Origin of the sequence: Nonomuraea turkmeniaca, from assembly GCF_005889735.1 — a bacterium.
Taxonomy (GTDB): Bacteria; Actinomycetota; Actinomycetes; order Streptosporangiales; family Streptosporangiaceae; genus Nonomuraea; species Nonomuraea turkmeniaca.
In genome coordinates this window covers 134368-143656 of sequence record NZ_VCKY01000001.1, presented here as the reverse complement: position 1 = coordinate 143656, position 9289 = coordinate 134368, and the positions used below count along the sequence as shown (strand labels likewise).

Here is a 9289-nt window from a genome sequence, read left to right as displayed (position 1 = left end):
AGAGGTGTATAAGAGACAGCCTGCTGGACAGGCCCCGCGACCAGGCGGTGCTGGCGCCGCTGGTCAAACGCGAGATCCTGTGGCGGCTGCTCACCGGGGAGCAGGGCGCCGCCGTACGCCAGCTCGGCCTGGCCAGCAGCAGCCTCAGCCACGTGACCAGGGCCGTCCGCTGGATCCAAGACCACTACGCCGAGCCCCTCCGCGTGGAGGACCTGGCGCGGCTGGCCGGCATGAGCCCGTCGGCGTTCCACCGCCACTTCCAGACCGTCACGGCGCTGAGCCCCATCCAGTTCCAGAAGCAGCTGCGCCTCCAGCAGGCCCGGCTCCTGCTGGCCGCCCACCCCGGCGACGTCACGGGCGTCGCGCACCGCGTCGGCTACGACAGCCCCTCCCAGTTCAGCCGCGAGTACCGCCGCCAGTACGGCCACCCACCCAGCCACGCCACCCGCCTCGGCTCCCCGGTCGCGGCGGCTGCGAAGGAAGGAGCGGCGCCTTGAGCGACCACCAGTGCGACTCCGGGTCGTGTACTGGTGGAGTCGCCTATTCAACTTGTCGCTTATTCTTCCCCGCGCTCTTTCCAACGGTCCACCGTGTGTGACCCGTGAAGAGTTGTCGCGTCGTCCACGCGCGTGTCAAGGTGTCGAGACCGATTGTTGATTACCAGCCGTCCCACCCTCGGCAACCCCACCAGGGACCGGTCAACAAGACAATCCTCACAGTTCGACCAGATCTGCCGCCACACACCCTTGGGATAGACGGCGAAGGCCAGGATGTCGTCGCGGGCCTCGTCCAGATGGGCGGCGGCCTTGGGATGCTTGTCCTCTCCCGTGGACGCTAACGGGGCTTTACGCGGCCGGCACGAACTTCCCGTGGCCCAACTCTCGTAGGGCGGTCCGCAATTGCTCCGCGGCGTCGTCGAGCGCGACCGGGTCGCTCACCGGCTTGATTTTTGTGAAGTCGAGGTCGTCCATGCTCCAGATCGGGCTGACGTGCACGTGGCAGTGCGGCACCTCGAACCCCGCGATGGCCAGCCCCGATCGCGGCGCGTCCCAGGCGCGCTCGACGCCTTGGCCGATCACCTGAGCCACACTCATCACCCGGCCCAGTAGCTCAGCCGGCAGCTCAGTCCAACTGTCGATTTCCCGCCGCGGCACGACCAGTGCGTGACCTGGCCGAAGCGGCGCGGTGGTCAAGAAACACACCACGTCAACATCCTTCCAGACAAAACGGCCCGGCAGCTCTCCGTTGATGATCTGGGAAAATACGCTGGTCATCTTCTTCTCCTTGCTGATGGGAACATCTTCGTTGACGGTCACGCAAAACGGGACGGCTGCCCGAGCACACTCTGCTTGACGCAGCGGGTTCGACTTTGTTCAGCTTGGCTGGAGAGCGGGTTGGCTTCACCGGTCCCGCCAAAACGCCCACCGCGGTGTCCGCTGCGGCCCACGGGCGAACGACAGGGTGCGCGGGGTTGGGCGTGTCCAGATAGATCGCGAGGTCGCACCGCCCGATGCGGTCGGCCGGCAACCGAGCGCCGATACCACGGCCCTGTGCCGCCGGCCGGGTGCCGATGAACTCATGGTCGCGCCCGTCTGGGTGTCCTCCGGCGTGCTGGTGTGCGCCGGCGAATCTTTTGCGCCCTTGAGGACTGTCCGAGATCGCAGCTGCACCATAATCCACCATTACCCCCATGTGCTGTGAAGCGGATGCCTAAGACCCCGCCGAGCTGTCTCGATCGGAAAGTCGATGCGCCACCGGTGCCCACCGGTATTCCTCCACTCCGGGCGACAGGCGATGGCCTGCCTGGCAGCGCAGCGCGATGGCTGTACTTGCCGCCGATCGCGGCGAGCAGCAGTATCAGAAGGGCATGCGGAATGGTGCAGTCATCCATGGCCGACTGCAGACCGCTGCTGGACAGTCCGCGATCGCTTGTCACCACGGGGGCGGCGACGGCGAGGGCGGCCTCAGCCATCAGGGCCATCAGCAGAGTCAGGGGGAGCGCAAGCAGCGCCCACGACCTGCCGCGGGTAGGACAGGTTCATCCCTCCGGCCGGTTCGCTCATGACGAGATGCATAGGCGGAGGCCTCCTCTCTGGGACTCAACACAACGTGCACGACAGCGCGCAGTTGCACAGTGATGTGCAATTTAGACGATTGCGCAGGGGTGCGCAAGGTTACGGAAGGCTGGACGGCGGATCGCGGCACCCCCAAGCGGGGGACAGAATGGGCGCATGCCTTCGCGTGACACCAGCCGCGCCGCCGCGAACCGTCGCCGCATTCTCGACGTCGCCGTCGCCGAACTGGTTCGCGACCCGGACGCCTCCATGGACCAGATCGCGCGTGCCGCGGGCGTCGTCCGCCGCACGGTGTACGGGCATTTCCCGAGCCGCGAGGCACTGGTCAGCGCCATCCTCGACGATGCCGTGGAGACGGTTGCGGCGGCCAGAGCAGCGGGCCTGCAAGCCGCGACGGACCCCGCGGAATCACTCGCACGCGCCACCCTCGCGGCCTGGCAGGTCGCTGACCGCTACCGGCTCCTGCTTGCGCTCGCCCAGCGCAGCGTCACCGTGCAAGGCATCCGCGAGCGTCTCGCCCCGGTCCGCGAAGCCTCGTTGGAGACGCTCCAACACGGTCTCGATCAGGGCCGGTTCACGTCCCCGCTGTCGGCACGGGCCCTGATGTTCCCCCGCGGATCTGCCGGCGGCATCCCTGTCTCCGGCCTACCGTGTCATTCGTGCCATCGGCGCGTCGGCCGGGCAGCCGCGAGCAGATTCCGGCCTGCGGCGAACATCCGACCCCGGTCCTCCTCCGCGTCGATCCGCATGGCAGTCACTTTGATGAACCCTTCTCGTGCGCCCAGCAGAGCAGGGGGTGAAGCCGCGACGTAGCGGTGGATCTTGCTGTTCGTAAGCTCGTCGTCGCTTGCCGGTGGAAGTCCGGTCCGGGTAGCTGCCAGGAGGCCCGGTAGCAGGCTGGCGGTTTCGTCTGGAAACGGGCGGGGTCGAAACCCAGCGTCAAAGGCCCTGCGAATAGGGGGAGCGATGGTGCGGTCCGTAGCATGAAGCGAAGCCTGCGGCGTCGCTACTCAGCCCGCCCTCGGGTGGGAACAGGGAGAGCCGAGCCCTTCGAAATCGGGGCGAAGGCCATGGAAGCGGTGTAGAGCCTGGAAGCGCTACACCGTCAAGATGACGCGGCAGTACGGGGCGTGGGCCTTGATGTGCCGGGTGGCGGCCAGGCCTTCTCGAACGCGGAACACCCGGTGGACGATGACCATCTCGTGGGTGTAGGGACGGTCGGCCGTGACCGGAGGCATGGCGGTGTTGTCGGCGCTGGGCAAATGGTCTCTCCGTGGTCGAGGGCGTGAGCTGTTCCTGGGTGGCGACGGGGGGTGCTCGGGATCGTCTGCACGACCGGATGGGCGACAGCGTCACGTACGGGGTGATTGGCGCGACACGGGCAGGGATGTCCGAAAAACGGGCCTCTTCCGGTGATCGTTCCGCCGAGGAAGGTAGCGGATCGCCAGGCAAATTTAAAGCCAGGCCGGTGGGCCTCGTTCAAATACCGCGGCACAGGGGATGAAGTGCTCCTGTGACCAGGGCATTCAGCCTCGTGGCGATCACCTTCCGGCCGTATCCTGCTCTGGCCGGTCAAGGTGTCAATCTGGTCCAGCAGCAGCCGTGCCAGTTCGGCGTGATGGTCGTCGAAGCGGCCGGTCAGCGCCTCCACCAGCGCGGGGTTTCTTTGCCCGCATCCGGCCGCGCGCGAGCTCGGCCGGTGGCGACCCCCTATGTGGGTGGTCTGCTCGCCTTGTCTCCGGCCGGCCGGGCCGACTTCGATGCGTCCGCGCGGCCCTCGACCACGCCGACTGCACGGCGGCCAGGATGAACGGAACGTTGCACACGAAGTCTCCCTCTCACAGCCGAGCCCCACGGTGTCCCCGCGAACTTGGATCGGGCCCGGCATCTACACCGCCCGGCCCCTCTCCCCAGCACCCTTGCCAGCAGCCCAAAAACTCAACTACCTGGCCTGGCAGCGGATGAGGTCCCCTATGATTTCTGCCTCAGCAGGCCGTCGGAGGGAACGAACGCACCGCCGTGTCACGCAATCTGGACCTGCGTTTTTCCGTGCTGGGCCCCGTACGCGCCCACCGCGACGGCATCGAAGTGCACATCGGTTCCCCGCAGCAGCGGCTGGTCCTGGCGGTCCTGCTGCTGGCCGGTGGCAGGGTGGTCGGCCATGGGCAACTGCTCGACGCCGTCTGGGGCGCCGACCCGCCCCGCACCGCCCTGAGCACCCTGCGTACCTACATCTCCCGCCTGCGCGCCGCACTCGGCGCAGACGTGATCGTCTCGGTCGGCAACGGGTACGCGCTGCCCGCAGGGACGTGCGACGCCGACCGGATGGAGGAGCTGACCCGCGCGGGCAGGCACGGCGAGGCGCTGGCGCTGTGGCAAGGGGAGCCCCTCGCCGGGCTGGACGGCGCCTACGCCCAGGCCCAGCAGGCGCATCTCGCGGAGCGGCGGCTCGTCCTGCTGGAGCGCCGCATCGAGAACGACATCGAGGACAGCAGGCACGCCGAGGTGGTCGCCGAACTCACCCTGCTCTGCGCGGCGCACCCGACCAGGGAGCGCCTGGCCGGGTTCCTGATGCGGGCGTTGTACCGGTCGGGCAGGCAGGCAGAGGCCCTCGGCGTGTTCACCGACCTCCGCGAGCTGCTGGCCGAGGAACTGGGTATCGACCCGTCCCCGGAACTGGCCGAGCTCTACCAGCAGATCCTCAAGGCCGACCCGGACCTCGGGGTGAAGACAAAGAAGTGGCCGGCCGCGACGCCCGTGCCGCGCCAGCTGCCCGCCGACACGACCGACTTCACTGGCAGGGAGCCGAACATCGGGCAGGTGACACGCGCGCTGCGCGCGGCCGATGCTTCGGCGCTGGTCATCGCCGCCGTGGCAGGAGCGGGCGGCATGGGCAAGACCACCCTGGCCGTGCACGTCGCGCACCGGATCGCCGCCGACTACCCCGACGGTCAGCTCTTTGTGGACCTGCAGGGGGCGGGGCCGCGCCCACTGCCGCCGGACGCGGTGCTGGGCGCCTTCCTGCGTGCCTTCGGAGTGGACGTGGTCTCCGAGAGCCTGAGCGAACGGGCCGCCCTGTACCGCTCGGCCCTGGCGGACCGGCGGGTGCTCGTGGTGCTCGACAACGCGACCGACGTCGCGCAGGTGCGGCCCTTACTGCCCGGCGCCGCAGGCTGCGCGGTGCTGGTCACCAGCCGGGCGCGGCTGACCGGGCTGTCGGGCGCGCGTCACCTCCACCTGGAGGCGATGCGTCCGGACGAGGCGACGGCGCTGCTGATCAAGGTGGTGGGCGAGGCACGCGTGGCCGCCGAGCGGGAGGCGGCCGGCGACCTGGTGCGGGCCTGCGGCTACCTGCCTTTGGCGATCAGGGTCGTGGCCTCGCGGCTCGCGGCCCGCCCCGGCTGGAGCCTGGCCAGGATGCGCGACCGGGTGGCCGACGAGCGCCGGCGCCTGGCCGAGCTGCGCGTGGACGACCTGGCCGTCGAGGCGACTTTCACCCTCGGCTACGACCAGCTCGACGCGGCGCACGCGGCCGCGTTCCGCCTGCTGGCGGTGCCGAACGCGCCCGACCTGTCGTCGTCACTGGCGGCGGCCGTGCTGGACATGGACGAGGCGGACGCCGAGGAGCTCTGCGAAGCCCTCGTGAACGTCAGCATGATGGACTCCCCCGCGCCCGGTCGCTACCGCCACCACGACCTGCTCAAGATCTTCGCCCGGTCCCGGCTGGACGAGGAGGACGGCGAGCAGGTCCGGCGAGAGGTCCTGGAGCGGCTGCTCGGCTGTCATCTGGCAGGCATCGGGGCGATCTTCGCTATGTTGTACCCGGGCGACCCGCTGGCCGACGCGGCGTCGAGCGGTTCCTGCCCGTCGTTCCCGGACCTTGACGCCGCTCTGGAGTGGGGGCAAGCCGAGGAGCAGGGGGCGCTCAGCTGCCTGCAACAGGTCGCCGAGACGCCGGGCGGGCGGCTGTACGACGCGGTGTGGCTGCTCGACATGATGAGCCAGGTGTTCGACTTCGAATCGGACACGACCGGCTACGAACGGGCGGCGCAGAGTCTCATCTCGGCGGCGGTCGAGCGCGGCGACCTGGCGACCGAGGTGTACGCCCGCCACAAGCACGCCGAGATCCTCTACGGGCGCAAGGCGAGCGAGGCCGCGCTCGACGAGGTCAGGACCATCCGGGAGCTCGATCCTGCCGGCGTGTTCTCCGTGAACCAGGCCTACGCGGTCAACGTCTCCGCCATGGTCGCTCACGACGAGCGGTCGTGGGACGAGGCGATCACGCGCTACAACGAGGTCATCCGGATCTGGCGCGCTCACGACCGTTCCGCGTACGAGGCTCTCGCGCTGGGCAACCTGGCGCTCGTGCTCGGCGAGGCGGGCCGGGGCGAGGCGGCCGTGCCGGTCGCCGAGCTGGCTCTCGGCATCACGACCGAGTTGAGCGGCGGCCGTCCGAACCCGCAGGTCGTCTATCAGCTGGCGGTCGCGCTCAGCGCGGCCGGCCGCCACGAGGAAGCGCTTGCCCGCTTCGAGGAGGGGCGCGCGGAGTTCCGGCGGATAAAACAGTTCACCTGGGAGGGCATGACGCTGCGCCGGATGGCCGAGACCTGTTTCGCCATCGGCCGACCCGAGCGCGCCGTGGACCATGCCGAGGAGGCCCTGACCATCCTGGCGGAGGTGGATCAGATGTGGGCGCGCGGCAAGGTCCTGACGGTGCTCGGCCGCGCGCTGGGGCAGCTCGGCCAGCGCGACCGCGCCCGGGCCTGCCTGGCCGAGGCGGTCGCGATGCTGGGCCGGCCGGAGCTGCCCGACACGGACGACGTGCGCGCCCTGCTCGGCTGACCGGAAAATAGTCACCTGCGCCACTGCGCGGCAGCGAACCCCGACGGACGGCGGTGCGTCGGCGTTGGTGTGATCGGTATAGGTCAGGCAGCCTGGGTCAGGGTGACGGTGAGTCCGAGGGCTTCGAGCTGGCGGACGTGGTTGCGGATCTTCTTGCCGGTGTCCAGTCGGTTGAGGTGGTGGTCTGGTGAGCCCCCGTGTACGAGCTGGTGTCGACATGCTGGCCCTGGCCCGGCGCAACGTGAGTAGGTCGGCGCGCGCGCAACGTAGAGTTCCTGCACGGCACGATCGAGCGGGTGCCGCTGCCGAACCGTGCGCCTGCCGATTATTGCATCCATCCAGGTCATGGCCATGGAAGTCTTCGGCCCCAAGATCTCGGCTCCGAGCGCGTTCAGAAGCCGGGCATGCCCGATCCGCCTGGGCGTGGCAACACGCTGTGGTTGGCCTGTACCGTCACCGCCTACGGCAGCCGGCGCTTTTCCAAGAAGGCGCGAAAGGCCCCGTCACGCCCGTACACCTCATCGGCGGCCACCCACACCCGGCCTCCGAAAGATCGGGCAGGATCCGGTCGATCATCTGCTCGGCCTGCCGCGCCTTGGTGGCGAATCCCACCTGATCAGGAATGTGCGCGGCGCGGCAGCGTGCACAACCATCGGTCCACTCCCTGGGCAGATACAACTCGCGGTCAATCAACGCCTGCCCGGCGGCGGTGGCCCAGGCCGCCATCACCCCGACCTGGCACGGGAAGACCCCTCCCAGTGATCCGGTGAACTGGCGAGCTACCCCTGCCGAGGCGCGGCCCTTCTTCGAGAACCCGGTCTCATCGATCACCAGCACGCCCGCGCCACCCGGTCCCAGACCGGCCCCGCCATCGTCCAGACCCTGAACCACGTAGCGGCGGACAAAATCGCGCAGCTCATCGACGTCCCATTGGGCACGGTAGAGCAGATGCTGCTGGTTGTGGGGGTGGAAGTCCCCGGCATACTCGGCCAATTGCCAGCCGTTCTTCCGTGATAACGGTCTCAGCAGGCCCCGCACACAGGCAGCCGCCCGCCGCCGCAAATCAGCTCGAGGGAAGATCGACCCCACCTCTACCAGGAGGTCCTCCAGCTGATCTGACCACTCATCCACGCGCTCCCGGTCAGTAACGACCGCCGAGATGTCCAACACCGGGACCTGCATGCACGGCGGCTACCCACCGCAGACACCACTGAACTGCCACGGAAAAGAGGATCTACGACTGAAGGGCTAACCGATGTTCGGGCCGAGGCCGTCTCCGGCGCCCAACTTCGAGACGAGGTCGGTGGCCTGGGTAGCGGGCACGCCCGACACGGTCAGGATGGCGACGACGGCGGCGGGGCCGGCCGTGTCGGACCCTAGCAGGCCGTCGTTCACCGCGTCCATGAGGGCCATGAGCATCTGCTCGTGGAGGAACATCAGGGCCCGTGCCGACAGCGGGGACGTGAACCGGCCCTGATCGAGACCGTGTTGGAGCGTCTCCAACGAGGCTTCGCGGACCGGGGCGAGACGCTCGCGGATGCCTTGCACGGTGACGCTGCGCTGGGCGAGCGCAAGCAGGAGCCGGTAGCGGTCAGCGACCTGCCAGGCCGCGAGGGTGGCGCGTGCGAGTGATTCCGCGGGGTCCGTCGCGGCTTGCAGGCCCGCTGCTCTGGCCGCCGCAACGGTCTCCACGGCATCGTCGAGGATGGCGCTGAGCAGTGCCTCGCGGCTCGGGAAATGCCCGTACACCGTGCGGCGGACGACGCCCGCGGCACGCGCGATCTGGTCCATGGAGGCGTCCGGGTCGCGAACCAGTTCGGCGACGGCGACGTCGAGAATGCGGCGACGGTTCGCGGCGGCGCGGCTGGTGTTACGCGAGGTCATGCCTCCATTGTGTCCGCTCTTGGGGTACCGCGCCCTCGTCCGGCCTTCCGGGACGTTGACGGCAACGAAGACGGCAACGAAGACGGCAACGCCGCCGAACGACCACGCATGATCTCACTCGGCCACACCAGGGGTTTCCGTGGCCGGAGCCGTATGATGCGGTGAATGATCGTGCTGATAAGGAAGAGGTCCCAGGTTCAAGTCCTGGTAGCCCCACCGTTCCGCTCCAGCTCAGAGGCCGGATCCCGAGATCAGGGATCTGGCCTTTTCATCGTTTGACCGTCACTTGACCGTGGCGCTGGACAGCACCATGGGTATTGCCGCGTTCGAAAGCGTTTGGCGCATCTTGGGAACTTCCTCGCCCTTCAGGGCTTGACGCCCCTGCCTGGTCGTCCATTGAGAGCCATCGTTCGCGCCTTGAGCGCGCCTGGCAGGCCCGGGACTATGCCCTGGCGATAGGCACCGCGAAAGACTTGGCGGAGGCCACA

General features: G+C 68.7%; 7 protein-coding genes and 2 pseudogenes. 4 read left to right on the top strand and 5 right to left on the bottom strand.

From position 1 onward, the window contains the following. Window positions 1-497 (top strand): helix-turn-helix domain-containing protein (locus ETD86_RS00710; protein ID WP_138664087.1); only part of this gene is annotated, 497 nt, incomplete at its 5' end. Window positions 498-718: 221 nt separating this feature from the next. Here the strand turns inward: ETD86_RS00710 and ETD86_RS59870 are convergent. Together ETD86_RS59870 and ETD86_RS00700 are read right to left on the bottom strand one after the other, a co-directional pair. Further along, window positions 719-823 (bottom strand): annotated as a pseudogene (locus ETD86_RS59870) (transposase); the annotation flags it as partial. A gap of 22 nt (window positions 824-845) precedes the next feature. Next, window positions 846-1316, bottom strand: a complete 471-nt coding sequence (locus ETD86_RS00700; protein ID WP_246147468.1) for an HIT family protein — start codon at window positions 1314-1316, stop codon at window positions 846-848. A 915-nt stretch (window positions 1317-2231) separates the two neighbouring features. Here ETD86_RS00700 and ETD86_RS00695 point away from each other — a divergent pair. Then, entirely contained in the window at window positions 2232-2888 is a 657-nt protein-coding gene (locus ETD86_RS00695; protein WP_138664086.1) for a TetR/AcrR family transcriptional regulator, read from the top strand. Window positions 2889-3172: 284 nt separating this feature from the next. Here ETD86_RS00695 and ETD86_RS54725 read toward each other — a convergent pair whose 3' ends face one another. Next, the gene (locus tag ETD86_RS54725) at window positions 3173-3337 is read right to left on the bottom strand and encodes a hypothetical protein (RefSeq protein ID WP_170222809.1); all 165 of its coding nucleotides are present in this window, start codon (window positions 3335-3337) and stop codon (window positions 3173-3175) included. A 251-nt stretch (window positions 3338-3588) separates the two neighbouring features. Here ETD86_RS54725 and ETD86_RS56600 point away from each other — a divergent pair, with 251 nt between their 5' ends. Together ETD86_RS56600 and ETD86_RS00685 are read left to right on the top strand one after the other, a co-directional pair. Then, on the top strand, window positions 3589-3885 hold the full coding sequence (locus tag ETD86_RS56600) for a hypothetical protein (protein WP_211369730.1): 297 nt from the start codon (window positions 3589-3591) through the stop codon (window positions 3883-3885). A gap of 209 nt (window positions 3886-4094) precedes the next feature. Continuing rightward, on the top strand, window positions 4095-6917 hold the full coding sequence (locus ETD86_RS00685) for an AfsR/SARP family transcriptional regulator (protein ID WP_138664084.1): 2823 nt from the start codon (window positions 4095-4097) through the stop codon (window positions 6915-6917). Between the two features lie 463 nt (window positions 6918-7380). On the opposite strand, the pseudogene ETD86_RS00675 reads toward ETD86_RS00685, so the two are convergent. Both ETD86_RS00675 and ETD86_RS00670 read right to left on the bottom strand, forming a co-directional pair. After that, window positions 7381-8099: pseudogene (locus ETD86_RS00675) on the bottom strand (IS701 family transposase); the annotation flags it as partial. A gap of 66 nt (window positions 8100-8165) precedes the next feature. After that, window positions 8166-8801 (bottom strand): TetR/AcrR family transcriptional regulator, encoded by a 636-nt coding sequence (locus tag ETD86_RS00670; RefSeq protein ID WP_138664081.1) that lies wholly within the window; start codon window positions 8799-8801, stop codon window positions 8166-8168. Between the last annotated feature and the right edge of the window lie 488 nt (window positions 8802-9289).